This window comes from Faecalibacterium sp. I3-3-33 (assembly GCF_023347295.1).
Lineage (GTDB): Bacteria > Bacillota > Clostridia > Oscillospirales > Ruminococcaceae > Faecalibacterium.
In genome coordinates, this window is sequence record NZ_CP094469.1 from 1,761,728 (window position 1) to 1,778,360 (window position 16,633).

Annotated in this window: 17 protein-coding genes; 7 read left to right on the plus strand and 10 right to left on the minus strand. The window is 57.4% G+C overall.

The annotated features are described in order from the left end of the window. Positions 1 to 24: 24 nt before the first annotated feature. The 9 genes from dxr to prfB all read right to left on the minus strand — a co-directional run bounded on the left by dxr (position 25) and on the right by prfB (position 8,651). Positions 25 to 1,176 carry a 1-deoxy-D-xylulose-5-phosphate reductoisomerase gene (gene dxr, locus MTP39_RS08390; protein ID WP_112121744.1) on the minus strand — a complete coding sequence of 384 codons (1,152 nt, stop codon included), beginning with the start codon at positions 1,174 to 1,176 and terminating at the stop codon, positions 25 to 27. 19 nt (positions 1,177 to 1,195) lie between these two features. Further along, the gene (locus MTP39_RS08395; RefSeq protein WP_249240168.1) at positions 1,196 to 2,056 is read right to left on the minus strand and encodes a phosphatidate cytidylyltransferase; all 861 of its coding nucleotides are present in this window, start codon (positions 2,054 to 2,056) and stop codon (positions 1,196 to 1,198) included. Positions 2,057 to 2,184: 128 nt separating this feature from the next. After that, positions 2,185 to 2,898, minus strand: coding sequence for a polyprenyl diphosphate synthase (gene uppS / locus MTP39_RS08400; protein WP_117930162.1), 714 nt, complete (start codon positions 2,896 to 2,898; stop codon positions 2,185 to 2,187). Between the two features lie 93 nt (positions 2,899 to 2,991). Continuing rightward, positions 2,992 to 3,546, minus strand: a complete 555-nt coding sequence (frr, locus tag MTP39_RS08405) for a ribosome recycling factor (protein ID WP_055185167.1) — start codon at positions 3,544 to 3,546, stop codon at positions 2,992 to 2,994. Between the two features lie 103 nt (positions 3,547 to 3,649). Further along, positions 3,650 to 4,360, minus strand: a complete 711-nt coding sequence (gene pyrH / locus MTP39_RS08410) for a UMP kinase (protein WP_005923912.1) — start codon at positions 4,358 to 4,360, stop codon at positions 3,650 to 3,652. A 92-nt stretch (positions 4,361 to 4,452) separates the two neighbouring features. Then, positions 4,453 to 5,172, minus strand: coding sequence for a DNA alkylation repair protein (locus tag MTP39_RS08415; RefSeq protein ID WP_249240170.1), 720 nt, complete (start codon positions 5,170 to 5,172; stop codon positions 4,453 to 4,455). 139 nt (positions 5,173 to 5,311) lie between these two features. Next, the gene (spo0A, locus tag MTP39_RS08420; RefSeq protein WP_015538099.1) at positions 5,312 to 6,070 is read right to left on the minus strand and encodes a sporulation transcription factor Spo0A; all 759 of its coding nucleotides are present in this window, start codon (positions 6,068 to 6,070) and stop codon (positions 5,312 to 5,314) included. A gap of 119 nt (positions 6,071 to 6,189) precedes the next feature. Then, the gene (gene spoIVB, locus MTP39_RS08425) at positions 6,190 to 7,413 is read right to left on the minus strand and encodes a SpoIVB peptidase (RefSeq protein WP_249240171.1); all 1,224 of its coding nucleotides are present in this window, start codon (positions 7,411 to 7,413) and stop codon (positions 6,190 to 6,192) included. 116 nt (positions 7,414 to 7,529) lie between these two features. Beyond that, positions 7,530 to 8,651 carry a peptide chain release factor 2 gene (gene prfB, locus MTP39_RS08430; RefSeq protein ID WP_249240173.1) on the minus strand — a complete coding sequence of 374 codons (1,122 nt, stop codon included), beginning with the start codon at positions 8,649 to 8,651 and terminating at the stop codon, positions 7,530 to 7,532. Positions 8,652 to 8,910: 259 nt separating this feature from the next. Between prfB and MTP39_RS08435 the strand changes: the two genes are divergently transcribed. Further along, positions 8,911 to 9,900, plus strand: a complete 990-nt coding sequence (locus MTP39_RS08435; protein ID WP_249240174.1) for an RING finger protein — start codon at positions 8,911 to 8,913, stop codon at positions 9,898 to 9,900. Positions 9,901 to 9,977: 77 nt separating this feature from the next. Further along, positions 9,978 to 10,853, plus strand: a complete 876-nt coding sequence (locus MTP39_RS08440) for a UTP--glucose-1-phosphate uridylyltransferase (protein ID WP_249240176.1) — start codon at positions 9,978 to 9,980, stop codon at positions 10,851 to 10,853. 220 nt (positions 10,854 to 11,073) lie between these two features. Here the strand turns inward: MTP39_RS08440 and MTP39_RS08445 are convergent, their stop codons facing one another. Further along, a complete protein-coding gene (locus MTP39_RS08445) occupies positions 11,074 to 12,267 on the minus strand; it encodes a cation:proton antiporter (RefSeq protein ID WP_249240177.1) in 1,194 nt (397 codons plus the stop codon). Between the two features lie 281 nt (positions 12,268 to 12,548). Between MTP39_RS08445 and rpsF the strand changes: the two genes are divergently transcribed. The 5 genes from rpsF (at position 12,549) to MTP39_RS08470 (ending at position 16,597) form a co-directional block, all read left to right on the plus strand. Continuing rightward, the gene (gene rpsF, locus MTP39_RS08450; protein ID WP_005923879.1) at positions 12,549 to 12,833 is read left to right on the plus strand and encodes a 30S ribosomal protein S6; all 285 of its coding nucleotides are present in this window, start codon (positions 12,549 to 12,551) and stop codon (positions 12,831 to 12,833) included. Positions 12,834 to 12,863: 30 nt separating this feature from the next. Beyond that, entirely contained in the window at positions 12,864 to 13,343 is a 480-nt protein-coding gene (locus MTP39_RS08455; protein ID WP_055185153.1) for a single-stranded DNA-binding protein, read from the plus strand. 46 nt (positions 13,344 to 13,389) lie between these two features. Further along, complete coding sequence (rpsR, locus tag MTP39_RS08460) at positions 13,390 to 13,647, plus strand: 30S ribosomal protein S18 (protein WP_015538096.1); 258 nt, start codon at positions 13,390 to 13,392, stop codon at positions 13,645 to 13,647. Positions 13,648 to 14,174: 527 nt separating this feature from the next. Further along, positions 14,175 to 15,182: a LacI family DNA-binding transcriptional regulator gene (locus tag MTP39_RS08465; protein WP_249240179.1), complete on the plus strand. Its 1,008-nt coding sequence runs from the start codon at positions 14,175 to 14,177 to the stop codon at positions 15,180 to 15,182. Between the two features lie 74 nt (positions 15,183 to 15,256). Then, the gene (locus tag MTP39_RS08470; protein ID WP_249240181.1) at positions 15,257 to 16,597 is read left to right on the plus strand and encodes an ABC transporter substrate-binding protein; all 1,341 of its coding nucleotides are present in this window, start codon (positions 15,257 to 15,259) and stop codon (positions 16,595 to 16,597) included. The last annotated feature ends 36 nt before the right edge of the window (positions 16,598 to 16,633 follow it).

A 16,633-nucleotide genomic window follows, 5' to 3' on the forward strand; every position in this document is an offset into this window, starting at 1 on the left:
GGGGCGTATATTGCTGATAAAGCGTTACAGGTGTGCCCGCACGAATGCGCGCGCCATGCGGTCGCACTCGTATACGTCTGCCAGCGTATAATCGCCGCCAAAGCTGTCGCTGTCCACAACAGCCTCCACCAAGCGGCCGATATCCAAAAAGCCGATTTTATCCTCAAGGAACAGCTTAACGGCTTCCTCGTTGGCACCGTTGGCGGCGCAGGGGCCAAGACCGCCCTTGCGAATGGCCTTTTTGCAGGCGGCAAGGCAACGGAAGGTCTCTTCATCGGCTACATCGAAGGTGAGCAGCTTCAGGGTGGTGAAATCCAGCTCCGGCACTACGCCCGGCACACGCTTGGGGTAGGTCAGAGCGTACTGGATGGGGATGCGCATATCCGGCACACCCAGCTGGGCAATGATCGAATTATCGCTAAACTGCACCGCAGAGTGGACGATGCTCTGGCGCTGCACCACGATTTGGATTTTTTCCGGCGGCAGACCAAAGAGCCATACAGCCTCGATGAGTTCCAGACCCTTGTTCATCAGGGTGGCGGAGTCGATGGTGATCTTCGCGCCCATATTCCAGTTGGGGTGTTTAAGGGCGTCTGCACGGGTCTTGCCGCGCAGCTGCTCGGTGGTCATACCGAAGAAGGGACCGCCGGAGGCAGTGAGCAGAATTTTGGTCAGGCTGGGGGCGCTCTCCTTATCCTGCAGGCACTGGAAGATGGCGGAGTGTTCGCTGTCCACAGGAAGCAGCTGTACGCCGTGCTTTTCCACAGCCTGTGTGACCAGATGACCGCCGGTGACAAGGCTTTCCTTGTTGGCCAGTGCCAAGTCGTGGCCGCTCTCAATGGCGCACAGGCTGGCACCAAGGCCGGCAATGCCCACAACGCTGTTCAGCACCACGTCCGGGCCGTCCAGCGCAGCCAGCTCTTTCAGCCCCTCCGGGCCGGTGAGCAGCTTGGGCGCATTTGCCCGGCCAGCCAGCGCAGCATCCAGCTTTGCGGCGGCGTCCGGGTCGGTCATGCAGACGTATTTCGGGTGGAACTCCTCGATCTGCTGCAAGATCTTTTCCACATGGCTGTGGGCAGAAAGGCCGTAGACCTCGTACCCTTGGGCGCGGATGACATCCAGACTCTGGGTACCAATGGAACCGGTAGAACCCAGCAGCGTAATTTTTTTAGACATAACAGTTTCCTCCCCTGTATCAGGCGTAGAACACGGCGGTGATGACCATGGTCACGAAGGGTGCAATGAACATCACACTATCAAAGCGATCCAGAATGCCGCCGTGACCCGGGAAGATGGTGCCGTAGTCCTTAATGCCGCACTGGCGCTTGACCACGCTGGCAAACAGGTCGCCGTAGATGCCCAGCACTGCGGCGATGCAGCCCAGCAGCGCGATAATAACATACATGGAAACGCCGATATTAGAGCGGGTAAAGGCTTCCATGCGGTTTGCCGCAATAGAGTAGATGAGGGTAGCGACCACGCCGAACACCATGGTGCCCAGCACGCCGCCGATGGCACCCTCCACCGTCTTTTTGGGACTGACCACCGGGCACAGCTTGTGCTTGCCGAAGGCGCGGCCTGCAAAGTAGGCGCAGGTATCGCCGCCCCATGCAAAGCAGAGGATGAGCAGAATGAAGAAAACAGCGTCATAGCCGTACTTTTCCACCGGGAGACGCTCCTTGAGCAGGACGAAGGAGTAGAAGCAGAAGATCACGATGCCCGAAAACACCAAAAGACCGCTGGCCTTCTGATAGCTGATGGTGCCATTGCGCACCACCAGATAGATGGCAAAAAAGGTTACCAGCACAAAAGACATCGGCATGACCAGCTTGCGCATGGCACTGTAACTGGAAAGCATGACCAGCAATGTGTAGGGTACAAGCACAGCGTACATGAGCCAGTCCTTTTTTTCAAAGCCGAGGGCGCTGTAAATTTCGTGGACGGCGATCAGGGTGATGGCTGCAATCACCAGATTGAACACCATGGTGTTGAAGGTAAACATCACGCCAATGAGCACCAGAATGCCCACGATTGCAGTAATAATGCGTGTTTTCATAGGTTTCGTTCTCCTTTGTTCTTCCGGCAGCAGCCCCTTGCAGGGCAACGCATTCCGACCCGAGGAAGTACCGGGTCTGCCGGGTCTGCATCTGAGATGCAGGGTTTGCAGTACGGACAGCGGGCCGCTCAGATGCCGCCGAACCGGCGGCTGCGGTGGTTGAACTCCTCAATGGCGGTGTCCAGATCGGCGCGGGTAAAGTCCGGCCAGAGCACATCCATCTCCACCAGCTCCGAATAGGCGGCCTGCCAGAGCATAAAGTTGGACAGCCGCTTTTCTCCGCTGGGACGCAGGATAAAGTCCGGGTCCTTCTGTCCGGCGGTGTACATGGCATCGCTCATCATCTGCTCGTTGATGTCCTCGGGGCGGATCTCGCCTGCTGCGGCCTTTGCAGCCAGCTGCTGCGCTGCCCGCACGATCTCCGGGCGGCCGCCGTAATTGATGGCGATGTTCAGGGTCATGCCGGTCTTGCAGGCAGAGTCCCCTTCCAGCTCGTTCATCATCTTTTGCAGCTTGGGGTCCAGCGCGGTGCGGTCGCCTAAGAATTTGATGCGGATATTGCGGTTTTTGTAGTCAAAGCCCTCGATGAGGTACTGGGCGAACAGCTTCATGATGGCACCCACCTCTTCCAGCGGGCGCTTCCAGTTCTCGGTGGAGAACGCGTAGAAATACACCGATGCTACGCCAAGTTCATCGCAATAGTTGGCAATATCCTTGAACACCGCCGCACCCTTTTTGTGTCCTGCGGTGCGGGGCAGGCCGCGGTTTTTCGCCCAGCGGCCATTGCCGTCCATAATGATGCCGATGGAAAGGCCTTCGGCAAATTCTTTGGGGTGTGCCATTTATACCTCCCGGCAGCAGGGCTGCCCTGCAAAAAGTGCCGCGCACCTTTCACCAGCGCACGGCACCTCCCAGTTGTTATTGTGTGCTGCGGATCAGACGGCCATGATCTCCTTCTGCTTTTCTTCCACGGCAGCATCAATGTTCTTGATATACTTATCGGTCAGCTTCTGGACATCTTCTTCCATGGTTTTCTGGGTGTCCTCGGTCAACTCGCCAGCCTTCTTCATGGCCTTGGCCTTATCCATGGCGTCGCGGCGCACGTTACGCACGGCAACCTTGGCGTCCTCGCCCAGTTTGGAGACTTCCTTAGCCAGCTGCTTGCGGCGCTCCTCGTTGGGTGCGGGGAAGTTCAGGCGGATGGTAACGCCGTCATCAATGGGGGTAATGCCCACATCGCTGGCCATGATTGCCTTGCTAATGGGACGCAGCAGGGTGCGATCCCAAGGGGTGATGGTGAGGGTGCGTGCCTCAGAGACTGCCACAGCGGCCAACTGCTGGATGGGGGTGGGAGCACCGTAGTAATCCACGACCACCTTATCCAGCACGGCGGGGTTTGCGCGGCCTGCGCGCACAGCGGCCAGCTCGCGGCTCAGGTGCTCCACAGAGCTCTTCATCTTATCTTCGAAAACCTTGGTGTTGCTGCTCATTGTCGTTGTTCTCCTGTTTCTTTATTCTATTGATCCATGCAGGCAGCGCACTGCGCCGCTGCTGCTCTATCCAATCGTATGCAGTTGCACCGGGGCGCTATGCTCAGCCCTCGTAGACCAGCGTGCCCACGTTCTCGCCCTGCACAGCCCGTGCGATGTTGTCCGGGTCGGCCAGATCAAACACCAGAATGGGCAGCTTGTTGTCGCGGCACAGGGTAGCTGCGGTGCCGTCCATAACGGCCAGCTGATCCTCCAGCACCTTGGTAAAGGTAAGGGTATCGTACTTTTTTGCGTCCGGGTACTTGTGGGGGTCCTTATCGTAGACGCCGTCCACCATGGTTGCCTTGAACATCACATCAGCGCTCACCTCCACGGCGCGCAGGGCGGTAGCCGTATCGGTAGAGAAGAAGGGGTTGCCGGTGCCGCCGCCGAACACAGCGATCTTGCCCTCGTCCATAGCACGCAGAGCATCCTTGCGGGTAAAGGCAGGGGCCACCTGCGGCATGGTGATCGAGGTGAACACCTCGGTGGGCACGCCCAGCTGCTCCAGCTTATCAGAGACGGCCAGTGCATTCATCACCGTAGCCAGCATACCGATCTTATCGGCCAGCGTGCGCTCCATCTTGCCGCTGGAACGACCGCGCCAGAAGTTGCCGCCGCCCACAACGATACCGATCTGCACGCCCAGCTCGTGTGCCTTTTTCACGCCGCCGCAAATGGCGTCCATGGTGGGCTCATCAAAGCCCATGCCCTTTTCGCCGCCCAGCGCTTCGCCGCTGATCTTCAGAAGGATACGCTTGTATTTCAATGCCATAATCCAAACACCACCTGTTTTATCTTTCGCCGGATAGACCCGGCATTTTTGCTATATTCTATTTTACAATAAATTCGCCACAATGTAAACAGTCAAACGCACCGTTCTTCGCAAAGCTTTTGTGAACGAATGCGCAGCGCCCGCAAAGCCTGCTTTTGCTCCGGGGGGATGCGGTAGCTTTCCACCGCTTTCTGAATGGTCTTGTTGTGCGTCCACACGTCCAGCCGCTTTTCGGTCAGCCACGGCAGCGCCGCTGTGGGCTGCTTTGCCAGTGCAGTGGCAAAATACCACGCCCGCATCATATTGACATAGTATTCCTCGCTGTGCACCGCCGCCACCCAAACCAGATATTCCGGCCGGAAGGCATCGTCCAGATAATACCGCATCAGCATCCCGATCCCGTAGCGCACGGTATACGTCCGGTCAGAGCTCAGCCAGCGCCGGATAGCAGGCAGCAGCTCCGGCTTATGCTGCGCAAACACCTTGGGGCTGAAGCTATCGCAGACTGCCCAGTTATCCACATAGGGCAAAAAGCGCTCGGTGGCCGCCAGCGCTGTGCCGTAATCCCGGACATGCTCCAGCAGAAAGGCATGGAGCGCGTTTTCTTCATAATAAGAATGCGGCAGGCATTGCAGAAACGTCTCCGCTTCCGGGGTGCCTGCCAGCCGCTTTGCCAACCTGCGCAGCAGCGGCACCCGCACCCCGATCACCGTCTCCGATGGCAGAGTGGGCATCAGGCGGCTGTAAAAGACCTGATATTCCTTATCTTGCAGCGCAAACAGCTGCGCACGGATCGCATCCACTTCCGGCATTTCGTCACTTCCCTTCTGCATCATTGTACCAGATGGGAAGGAAAATGCAAAGAGAAAAGGCTCCACCTTTCTCAGATGAAGCCTTCGGGTTATCCCATGCTTTTATAATTATATGTCCGCTCCTGTTTATATCGGCTGTTTATCCCACCCGCTGCCGTTTATCCAGCCGCATCTTGTCAGCTATCATTGCGATGAACTCCGAGTTCGTCGGTTTTCCGCGCAGGTTATGGATGGTATAGCCGAAGTAGCTATTGAGGGTATCCACGTCTCCCCTATCCCATGCCACCTCGATGGCGTGGCGGATGGCGCGCTCCACCCGGCTGGCGGTGGTGCCGTTTTTCTTGGCGATCTCCGGGTACAGGCGCTTGGTCACGGCGTTGATGTACTCCGGCTCATTCATCGTGAGCAGAATGGCATCCCGCAGGAACTGGTAGCCCTTGATGTGCGCAGGCACGCCAATCTGGTGCAATATTTCGGTAACGGTCAACTCATCGCTGTCCACGCTGGTGTGGAGCAGGTGCTTTTCCTGTCCGCTGGCTGCCTTGAGCACCCGAGCGGCAAGGACGCTCTCATCAAAAGGCTTGACGAAATAATAAGCAAAGCCCTCGTCCAGCAGCTCCTGTACCATTTCCTCGCTCTGGAACGCGCCGGTGACAAAAAACGAGGTGTGGCGCTCGCCTGCGGCGTTGTAGCGCTGCTTGACCGCCAGTGCATCCAGCCCGGGCATAAAGGCGTCCAGCAGCACTACCTGCGGGCGAACCGCCAGCATCTTCTGCAAAACTTTATTTCCATCCTTTTCCACAACGGTCACTTCCACGCCCTTTTGCTCCAGCGCCTCACGACAGGCTTCTGTGATCTGAGCACCGGTATCCGACATCAAGAATCTCACTTTATCCATGGTTGTTTCCTCCAATGTGTGCAGTTCCCTTAACACCATGGATTTTACCATAATTTTCCAGATAGTTCAACGGTTTATTTTGGGAAATTATGGAAATTCCGCTCGAATGTCATACTTTTTTATGCTGCTGCATCCTTTCCGGGCACGGAATGTGCCTGTTCCAGCATGGTTTGTGCAAAAATACCGTAGCCTCGTGTCGGGTCATTGACCAGCACATGGGTCACTGCACCCACCAGCCGCCCGTTTTGCAGAATGGGGCTGCCGCTCATTCCCTGCACGATGCCGCCGGTCTGCGCCAGCAGTGCCGGGTCGGTGACGCGCAGCACCATGTTGCGGCGCGGGTCGGCATCGTTCACCTTTTCAATATAGACACGGTAGCTGCGGGGTGTTTCGCCGCTGGTAGTGGTCAGGATCTCTGCCGCACCGGGCAGCACCTCCTGCGCAAAGGCAAGCTCTGTCTGCTGCCCGGCAATGGCGGTGCTTACCGTGCCGTAAACGCCGTTTTCGCCGTTGATACAAATTCTGCCAAGGGCGTGGTCGCTGATAAATTTGCCCTTCAACTCTCCGGGGCTGCCGGCGGTACCGCCGGTGCAACCAACGATCTGGCAGGCCACGATCTCACCGCTGCGCAGGGCGACCTGCTCGCCGGTGTCGCTGTCACTGATGGGGTGTCCCAGCCCGGCAAACACCCCAGCCTGCGCATCTACAAAGGTCAGGGTGCCCACCCCGGCGGAGGAATCCCGCACCCACATCCCCGCCCGCCACTGGGCGTTCTGGGTATCCCACACCGGCAAAAGGGTGGTCTGCCGCTGCTCTCCTTTGCGGACGTAGATCACCTCCACCGCCGCACCGGCAGCGGCTTCCAGCGCGGCATGGACCTGCTCGTTGGTCTCGGTGACGGTGTTTCCCATGCGGATGACCCGGTCGCCCAGTCGCAGCCCCGCCTGCTTTGCAGGGTTCACCGTACCGGCGGCAGTGTGCACCTCGGAAAAGCCCACCACAAGCGCCCCCTCCGAGAACATCTTCACTCCAAAAGGCGTGCCGCATACCGTGACCGTGGGGCGCTGCATCACGGTGGCGCGGATGGTCTTGACCGGCAGCCAGCCGCCCAGCGCCAGCGTGGTCTGATAGCTGCCTGCCGCCCGAGTGCTGGCCACGTTGCGGCTGCCGTGCCCGCGCAGCGGCTCCACCCAGCCAAAGCGGGGCAGCGCAAGGGACTGCCCCGGTTCCAGATAGACCTCCTCTGGCAGGGCGCACCACAGCCAGCCCAGCGCCGCCACGGCGGCCACCAGCAGATAGGCACCCATGATCTTCCCCCACCGGACGATGCTGTGCTTGGACATTTTACGGCCTCCCTGCGCATTTTTCGGGGTTAGTATACGCAGAAAGGGACGAAAAAACCGCACCTGCATCCAAAAATGGACACAGGTGCGGTTATGGTTTTTACAGGGACAGGCGCTTATGCGTCCTGCAGCTCGCCGCGGCTGGCGGCCTTGAGGTAGGCGAAGATGAACTCATCAATATCGCCATCCATCACGGCATCCACATTGCCGGTCTCGTAGTTGGTGCGGTGATCCTTGACCATGGTGTAGGGCATGAACACATAGCTGCGGATCTGGTGACCCCAAGCGATCTCGTTCTGCACGCCCTTGATGTCGTCGATCTTATCCATGTGCTGCTGCTTGGCGATCTGGTACAGCTTCGCCTTCAGCATTTCCATAGCGTAGTCGCGGTTCTGGAACTGGCTGCGCTGGGTCTGGCAGTTGACCACGATGCCGGTGGGCTTGTGGATCAGACGGACAGCGGAAGAGGTCTTATTGATGTGCTGGCCGCCGGCGCCGGAGGAACGGTACACCTGCATCTCGATATCCTCGGGGCGGATGTCCACCTGAATGGTGTTGTCCAGCTCGGGCATGACTTCCAGAGAGGCAAAGCTGGTCTGGCGGCGGGCGTTGGCGTCAAAGGGAGAGACACGCACCAGACGGTGCACGCCGTTCTCGCTCTTGAGCAGGCCGTAGGCGTTGGCACCCTTGACCATCATGGAAGCGCTCTTCAGACCGGCCTCATCGCCGTCCTGATAGTCCAGCACCTCCACGGTCATGCCGTGTGCCTGTGCCCACTTATTATACATACGATACAGCATCTCGGCCCAGTCCTGTGCCTCGGTGCCGCCGGTGCCTGCATGGAAGGTAAGGATGGCGTTGCTGTGGTCGTACTCGCCGTTCAGCATGGTCATCAGCTGCAGTTCCTCCACAGCCTTGCCCACGGTGTTCACGGCCTCTTCGGCCTCGGGGATCATAGCAGGGTCGTACTCCTCATCCAGCATCTCCAGCATGGTCTCGGCGTCATCGTACAGGCCCTGCAGCTTTTCAAAGCGGTTCAGCTTGCCCTTCAGGTCGCCGATCTCGTCAAAGACCTTCTTGCTCAGTTCTGCATCATCATAAAAGCCGGGGCGGGACATGGTGTGCTCCAGCTCCTGCACGCGCTTGCGGCTTGCTTCAATGGCCAGTGCTTCTTCCAGGTCCTTAACGGCCTTGGCGTGCTCGGCCAGCTGCACTTTCAGTTCATCAGTCGTGATCATTCTCTAAGTTCCTCTCGTTCAAGGGTTTCCATCATAGCAGATAACGTCCCCGGCAGGGTGCAAAACGCACGCACAGCGTGTATTTTCTGCCCTGCCAAAAGACACAGTTTATACACAGATACTTCATTAGTATACCGAGAATCTGTGATAAAGTAAAGAGGAAAAATACTATCTTGCCGGATTTTTAAAGATTTTCACCTTTTCTTTTCATTCCCGGGGGAGTATAATACCAGTATGATCGATTTCACAGGAGGATATCATGCCGAAATATTATGGCTGTCCCTGTGAGGGCTGCGGCAAGCCGCTGACCCTTCAGGACGACATCGTGGTCTGCCCGGACTGCGGAGCACCCTACCATCGCACCTGTTATGAGAAGATGGGTCTGTGCATCCACGCTCCTGCCCATGGCGCAGGCTACGAGTGGAAGTTCCCTTATCAGGATGCGCAGCTGCGCACCTGCCCCACCTGCGGGGAGCGCACCCTGCGCAGCGAAAGCGTCTGCCGCTGCTGCGGCGCTGCCCTGCCCCCCGAGAGTGCAGAGCAGCCCAACGACCGCGCTGCCGCCAGCGCCGAGCAGAACCGGGATTTCGATTACAGCGGGATGTACCGGGACGAAATGTACCGGAACTTCACCGAAAAGGTCGTTGACCCGGTGCACCGCAACGTGCGCACCGCTTTTGGCAAGGATGAACTGATCGACGGCGTACCCTATCAGGACTGGGTGGATTTTATCGGCACAGCCGCGCCGGTCTATCTGAACGATTACAGCCAGATGCAGCTGCGCCACTCCAAGATCTCCATGAGCTTTTCGGCACTGCTGTTCGGCCCGTTCTACTTTTTCTACCGCAAGGCATGGAAGCCCGCCTTCGGCTTTCTGGCCGCAGAGCTGCTGCTGTTCATTCCTACCTTGATCAGCATGATGCAGACCACCGGCAGCCCCCTGACCGCCGGCATCAGCGCCTCTACGCTGGTGTTTCTGAGCCGCATCATGTCCCTTCTCAGCTTTGCACTGATGCTGGTGCGGGGGTTGTATGGCAAGTGGCTCTACCGCCGCAGCGCAGCGGCACGCATCCGCCGCATCCGTGCCGAGTTCCCGGATCCGGAGCAGCGCCGCGCCGTGCTGAACGCACAGGGCGGTGTCAGCTTTGCAGCCTGCGTTGGCGCGTTCATCCTGCTACTGGTAGTCGGCAGCCTTTGCTCCATGCTGCTGGGACCGGACCTGAACGCACTGGTAGGCACCTTTATTTAACATGTTTCACGCGGGATGGGGATCCTGCCGAAAAGCGCGGTTCGCCGTGCATAAAATGAGAACATGGGAGAATCATTATGAAAAAAGTCACCAAAGCCGTTATTCCGGCTGCGGGTCTTGGTACCCGCGTACTGCCTGCTACCAAGGCAATGCCCAAGGGCATGCTGCCCCTCGTGGACAAGCCCGCCATCCAGTATCTGGTGGAGGAGGCCGTCCGCTCCGGCATTACCGATATCCTGATCATTCTGGGCCGCAACCAGAGCATTATCGAGGATCACTTTGACCGCAGCCCCGAGCTGGAGGAAAAGCTGGCCAAGCCCGGCAAGGAAAAGATGCTGGAAGAGTGTCTGGGCATTGCCAATCTGGCCAACATCCTGTTCGTGCGCCAGAAGGAGACGCTGGGCCTGGGCCATGCAGTCAACACCGCCAAGGCCTTTACTGGTGATGATTCCTTTGTGGTCATCTACGGCGATGACGTGATCTGGGGCGAGGATCCGGTCTGTGCCCAGCTGATCCGCGCCTACGAGGAGTTCGGCCGTCCGGTCGCCGGTGTATCCGCTGTGCCTTGGGAGGACGTGAGCCGCTATTGCAGCTTAAAGACCACTCCCATCCACGACAACTACTTCTTTGTGGATGACATGATCGAGAAGCCCAAGAAGGGGCAGGAGTTCAGCAACTATTCCATTCTGGGCCGTGTGCTGCTGACCCCGGAGATCTACGAGATCCTTGCCCACACCAAGCCCGGTGCCGGCGGCGAGATCCAGCTGACCGATGCCATGGCAGAGTATGCCCGCACCCGCGGCGGCATGACTGCCGTGGAGTTCACCGGCAAGCACTACGATATGGGCAACAAGCTCAAGGTCGTGGAGGCGCAGGTGGAGTTGGCCTTGCAACATCCCGAGATCGGCGAGGAGTTCCGCGCCTACCTGAAGGAGTTCTGCAAGACGCTGTAAAATAAAATGATATTGCTGCGCAAATGATGTGGCTTGCGCCATGATGTCTGCTGCGCAGATGATGTGCGCCGCACAGCGGCGCAATGAAAACACCCCGGAGGCTTTCGCTTTTCCGGGGTGTTTTTCTATGCTGCTGTAGTGTCCTTCATGCGCCGCAGCGCACATTATTTTTGCGAAGCAAAACATCATTCGAAGAACATCATTTGCGCAGCAACCTCATTTAGTTTGCCTGACTGGGATGCGGCACGGGCGGGTGCTTGGTGAACATGGCCTTGAGTGCCAGCGGGGTAGCCACGCTGGACACCACGATCAGCAGGATCACAGCGGTAAAGTAGACCGGGTCTACTACGCCGATGGCCAAGCCCTTCTGTGCCACGATCAGTGCCACCTCTCCGCGGGTCATCATACCGACACCGACCTTCAGGGAATCGTCCCAGTTGAAGCGGCAGATCTTTGCAGCCAGACCGCAGCCGATGATCTTAGTGATCAGTGCCACCACCACAAAGCAGACGCAGAACAGCAAAATTTCCGGGGTCAGGCCGCTGATATCGGTCTTAAGGCCGATGGAGGCAAAGAAGATCGGCGCAAAGATAACATAGTTGCTGATATCCACCCGGCGCTCTACATAAGGTGCGTCATCCATGGTGCACAGCACGATGCCTGCAATGTAAGCACCGGTGATATCGGCGATGCCGAAGTATTCCTCTGCGATGTAGGCCATGGCAAAGCAGAAGGCCATGCTCACGATGGTGATACGCTGGGTGTGGGGATTGCGCTGATCCAGCCACTTCATAGCGTAGTGCACCACAAGGCCAACGCCCAGTGCGGTGGCAAAGAACAGCAGGGTGTTGAACAGCACCTTACCCAGACCCGTACCGGTGCCGCTGCTGGCACCCAGTACACAGGTAAGCACCACGATGCCGATGACATCATCAATGACAGCGGCGCTGACGATGGTCGTGCCCAGGAAGCTCTTCAGGTGACCAAGCTCCTGCAAGGTAGCCACCGTGATGGACACACTGGTAGCAGTCATGATGGTGCCGATGAACAGCGCCCGGTAGAACTCCGGGCTGCCCACTGCGGCAAAGCCGTAGAACGCACCATATAATAAGGTGCCGCCCACCAGAGGCACAGCCACGCCAACGGTAGCGATCAGGGTGGCGATGGGGCCAGCCTTGATCAGCTCTTTCAGGTTGGTGCCGAGGCCGGTGGTGAACATGAGCATCACAACGCCGATCTCTGCAAAGATAGAGATGGAGTCGCTGATCTGCACCAGATTCAGCAAACAGGGGCCGATCAGCAGGCCGGCGATGATCTCGCCCACCACCTGCGGAGCCTTGCACTTACGCGCCACCAATCCGAAGAATTTCGCGCTCAGGATTATGATTGCCAGATCTCGAAACAACGAATACATGGATTATCCTCCTTTAATTTTTCCCGCTTCCCTGCCACTGCCGGAGCCCCGGCCCTGCCATACTGCAGGGAAAGCGTATACATTATAGTCCTTTTTGCCAAAAAATGCAAAACATTTTTTATCGTTCTTTTTGTCAAAAAAGCTTGACAGAACCAAAGAAGCTTGCTATAATAAATTGCTGTCTGAACAGACACACCACACAGGCCGCGATACCGCAGTCTGTGTACCCTTGGCCTTGCAGATCCGCAGGGCCCTCAAGTCCAAAAGGAGGTGCTACAAAAATGGCAAAGTACGAAACCATGCTGATTACCAGCGCCGCTCTCGATGAGGAGGCTTCCGCCGCTCTGGTGGGTAAGTTCAAGTCCCTGATCGAGGCTAACGGTACGATCGATTCTATCGACGAGTGGGGCAAGCGCCGTCTGGCCTACCCCATCAACGACGAGGAAGAGGGCGTCTACACCGTGATCAACTTCACCAGCGAGCCCAGCTTCCCCGCTGAGCTGGACCGTGTGTACAAGATCACTGAAGGCGTTATGCGCAGCCTGATCATTGCTCACGAGGAGTAATTCTTCTGTGACAGAAAGGGAAACCGTACTATGTTGAATGTTGTTGCTATCATGGGTCGCCTTGCGCGTGACCCTGAAATGCGTCAGACCACTACCGGCAAGAACGTTGCTTCGTTCCGCATTGCCTGCGACCGCGGGCGCCGCGATGCCAATGGGCAGAGCGTGGCGGACTGGATCGATGTGGTTGCATGGGATCGGCAGGCCGAATTTGTCTGCCGCTATTTCCAGAAAGGTTCCCTGATCGTTGTGGACGGCCGTTTGCAGTCCCGTCAGTATCAGGATAAGACCGGCGCAAACCGCACTGCCGTTGAAGTGGTTGCCAGCAACATCAACTTTGCAGGCCCCAAGAGCAGCAATGCAGGTGACGGAAACGGCTATCAGAATGCCGCTCCGTCCTACCAGAACGCAGCGCCTGCCCGTCCGGCTGCTGTGGAGGCAGCTCCCAGCTACTCTGCCGGTAATGCAGACGACTTCGCTGTTATTGACGACAGCGATGACCTGCCGTTCTGACACGAAACGGTCTATCCGTTAAAAATCCAATAGGAGGTAATAAGCAATGGCTTTTGAAAGAACCGAAGGCTCTCGCCCCGCACGCCCCATGCGTCGCGGCCGCAAGAAGGTTTGCAGCTTCTGTGTCGATCGCATCGACACCATCGATTACAAGGACGTGCCCCGTCTGCGTAAGTACGTCTCTGAGCGTGCTAAGATCATTCCCCGCCGTGTGACCGGCACCTGCGCTTACCATCAGCGCGCACTGACCATCGCCATCAAGCGTGCTCGTCACGTTGCTCTGATGCCCTACGTCAGCGACTAATCTTTAAAAAACCAACCCGATCAAAATAATCAGCAATCAGCAAAGCGCTCTCACCGATGACAAGGTGAGAGCGCTTTTTTGCTGCGTTTCGGGGCAGCATCTCCCCTGCCCCGTTGTCTTGGCTCTATCTGCGGCGCAGCGCGGTGCCCGCTCCGGCCCGGTTTTTGTACGGCAGCTCCCACACTACAACTGTTCAGAATACAGTGCCAGAGCATTTTTCGGGAACGTTTCCGTTGCTTTGTTCTTGTATACAATTCACAAATTCTCCACTAGCGGCGTGTAAAAAGTTACAAACCGGTACGATAATTCCCGGTCGGTTTTGACTTGTACCGGGAATTATCGGTATTTTCGATTTTGCTGCTTTGCACGCAAATCAAACTGCACAAATGCGAGGGGCAGCATTGCACACCTTGTACAAAGTTGAATTAACCTTATTGATTTTTTATACAGAATGTGCCATACTAATGTCACTGGAAACGTTCCCGACAACGTTCCCGAAGCATTTTCAGAAAGCGAGGCCCGCCGACATGGCAAACCTGACCATCAAGGATATCGCACGGATCAGCGGCTGCTCCGTAAGCACCATCTCCCGTGTGATCAACGATAGGCCGGATGTCCGTCCGGAGACCAAGGAGCATGTTCTGAAAGTGATGCGGGAGGCCGGGTTCGTGCCCAACACCAACGCCAGACAGCTGAAGATCCAGCAGTCCCGCAGCCTTGTGTTTGTGGTAAAGGGCACCCGGAACATCTTCTTCTCGGATTTTCTGGTGCAGCTCCAGCGCGCCGCTACCCTGTACGGGTACAACGGCATCGTCTCTTATCTGGACGAGAACGCCAACGAGATCGACGCCGCCGAAAAGATCCTGCGGGAGATCAAACCCAAGGGCATCATTTTTCTGGGCGGCAGCGTGGCCAACTTTCAGCGGGGCTTCGACCGTATCAATGTTCCCTCGGTGCTCACTACGCTGGTCACGGATGAGTTGGACTTTCCCAACCTTTCCATGGTGGGCGTGGATGACCGGGCAGCGGCCTATACCGCTGTGGACTACCTCATCCGGCAGGGACACCGCAAGATCGCCGTTTTGGGCGGTCCAGTGACCAGCTACCCCAGTCTGATGCGCCGTCAGGGCGCACAGCAGGCCATGGAGGATGCGGGCATCCTGTTCAACGACAAGCTGTACGGCCTGTCCAACTACGATTTCGAATCCGCCTACCACGCTATGAACAGCCTGCTGGCCCGCCGGGCAGAGTTCACTGCCTTGTTCGCCATGAGCGACGTCATCGCCTTTGGTGCCATCCGGGCGCTGGTAAGTGCCGGGCTTCGGGTTCCGGAGGATGTTTCGGTGATCGGCTTTGACGGCATCACGATGTCCCGCTACTGCGTGCCGGTGATGACCACTATCGTCCAGCCCAGCGAACAGATCGCGCTGCAAAGCATCGAGCTGCTGGTGCGGCAAATCGAGCATGGTTCCCCTGCCCAGACCGTGACCCTGCAGCCGGAATTGCAGCAGGGCGAAAGCGTAAGGGCAATTTAAATTTTGTATTCCCTCCGTCGAAGGACGGAGAGTATATAGTTGATCTGTAATTTTAATAAGAAGGAGAACTTATTATGAAAAAGATGATCACTCGTCGTAACTTCCTGAAGGCCGCTGGCGTTTCTGCCGCTGCTCTGGGTCTGGCTGCCTGCGGCGGCTCCTCCAGCAGCACCGCTTCCTCTGCTGCCAGTTCTACCGCTGCTTCCAGCACCGCTGCAAAGGCAGACGGCAAGGTCTACTACCTGAACTTCAAGCCCGAGCAGGATCAGGCTTGGCAGGATCTGGCTAAGGTCTACACTGAGGAGACCGGCGTGCCCGTGACCGTTGTGACCGCCGCTTCCGGCCAGTACGAGACCACCCTGATGAGCGAGATGGAGAAGAGCGAAGCTCCCACCCTGTTCCAGGTGAACGGCCCTGTGGGTCTGGCCAACTGGAAGGATTACTGCTACGACCTGTCTGGCAGTCAGGTCTACGGCGAGCTGACCAGCGACTCCTTCGCACTGAAGGACGGCGATGCTGTCACCAGCATTGCATACGTCATCGAGACCTACGGCATCATCTACAACAAGGAGCTGCTGACCGCTGCTGGTTACAAGCAGGAGGACATCAAGGGCTTTGCCGACCTGAAGAAGGTTGCTGACGACATTCAGGCTCGCAAGGCTGAGCTGGGTGTGGACGGTGCTTTCACCTCTGCCGGCATGGACGGTTCTTCTGACTGGCGCTTCAAGACCCATCTGGCAAACCTGCCCATCTACTACGAGTACAAGGCAGACGGCATTGGCTCCACCGACGCCATCAAGGGCACCTATCTGGACAACTACAAGCAGATCTGGGATCTGTACATCACCGATTCCACCTGCGATCCCAAGCTGCTGGCTTCCAAGACCGGCAACGATGCTGTTGCTGAGTTTGTGGGCAAGAAGGCTGTGTTCTACCAGAACGGCACCTGGGCTTACGGCGACGTGAAGGATCTGGGCGACGACAATCTGGGTATGCTGCCCATTTACATCGGTGTGGACGGCGAGGAGAATCAGGGTCTGTGCACCGGTTCCGAGAACTTCTGGTGTGTCAACAACGCCGCTTCTGAGGCTGACATCCAGGCTACTCTGGACTTCCTGTACTGGTGTGTCACTTCCGACAAGGGCACCTCTGCCATGGCAGATGACATGGGCTTCGTGATCCCCTTCAAGAAGGCTAAGGACTCCACCAACCCCCTGATCACCATTGCCAACGATTATGTGGCAGCTGGCAAGACCAGTGTTGACTGGTGCTTCTCCACCATGCCTTCCGAGGAGTGGAAGAACGGCGTAGGCAGCGCTCTGACTGCATACGCAGCAGGCACCGGCAAGTGGGACGACGTTGTTACCGCATTTGTGGATGGCTGGGCCAAGGAGTACAAGCTGGCTAACGGCTAAGTCTTTGACCGGAGATCTCCCTAGAAATTAAAATGG

Bases quoted from the DNA above. Each gene is read 5' to 3' on its own strand.
- uppS (WP_117930162.1), bottom strand. From the start codon at position 2,898: ATGGCACACCCCAAAGAATTTGCCGAAGGCCTTTCCATCGGCATCATT.
- MTP39_RS08455 (WP_055185153.1), top strand. From the start codon at position 12,864: ATGTTGAATGTTGTTGCTATCATGGGTCGCCTTGCGCGTGACCCTGAA.
- frr (WP_055185167.1), bottom strand. From the start codon at position 3,546: ATGAGCAGCAACACCAAGGTTTTCGAAGATAAGATGAAGAGCTCTGTG.
- pyrH (WP_005923912.1), bottom strand. From the start codon at position 4,360: ATGGCATTGAAATACAAGCGTATCCTTCTGAAGATCAGCGGCGAAGCG.
- spo0A (WP_015538099.1), bottom strand. From the start codon at position 6,070: ATGGATAAAGTGAGATTCTTGATGTCGGATACCGGTGCTCAGATCACA.
- MTP39_RS08465 (WP_249240179.1), top strand. From the start codon at position 14,175: ATGGCAAACCTGACCATCAAGGATATCGCACGGATCAGCGGCTGCTCC.
- MTP39_RS08445 (WP_249240177.1), bottom strand. From the start codon at position 12,267: ATGTATTCGTTGTTTCGAGATCTGGCAATCATAATCCTGAGCGCGAAA.
- spoIVB (WP_249240171.1), bottom strand. From the start codon at position 7,413: ATGTCCAAGCACAGCATCGTCCGGTGGGGGAAGATCATGGGTGCCTAT.
- rpsF (WP_005923879.1), top strand. From the start codon at position 12,549: ATGGCAAAGTACGAAACCATGCTGATTACCAGCGCCGCTCTCGATGAG.
- MTP39_RS08395 (WP_249240168.1), bottom strand. From the start codon at position 2,056: ATGAAAACACGCATTATTACTGCAATCGTGGGCATTCTGGTGCTCATT.
- prfB (WP_249240173.1), bottom strand. From the start codon at position 8,651: ATGATCACGACTGATGAACTGAAAGTGCAGCTGGCCGAGCACGCCAAG.
- MTP39_RS08470 (WP_249240181.1), top strand. From the start codon at position 15,257: ATGAAAAAGATGATCACTCGTCGTAACTTCCTGAAGGCCGCTGGCGTT.
- MTP39_RS08415 (WP_249240170.1), bottom strand. From the start codon at position 5,172: ATGCCGGAAGTGGATGCGATCCGTGCGCAGCTGTTTGCGCTGCAAGAT.
- MTP39_RS08440 (WP_249240176.1), top strand. From the start codon at position 9,978: ATGAAAAAAGTCACCAAAGCCGTTATTCCGGCTGCGGGTCTTGGTACC.
- dxr (WP_112121744.1), bottom strand. From the start codon at position 1,176: ATGTCTAAAAAAATTACGCTGCTGGGTTCTACCGGTTCCATTGGTACC.
- MTP39_RS08435 (WP_249240174.1), top strand. From the start codon at position 8,911: ATGCCGAAATATTATGGCTGTCCCTGTGAGGGCTGCGGCAAGCCGCTG.
- rpsR (WP_015538096.1), top strand. From the start codon at position 13,390: ATGGCTTTTGAAAGAACCGAAGGCTCTCGCCCCGCACGCCCCATGCGT.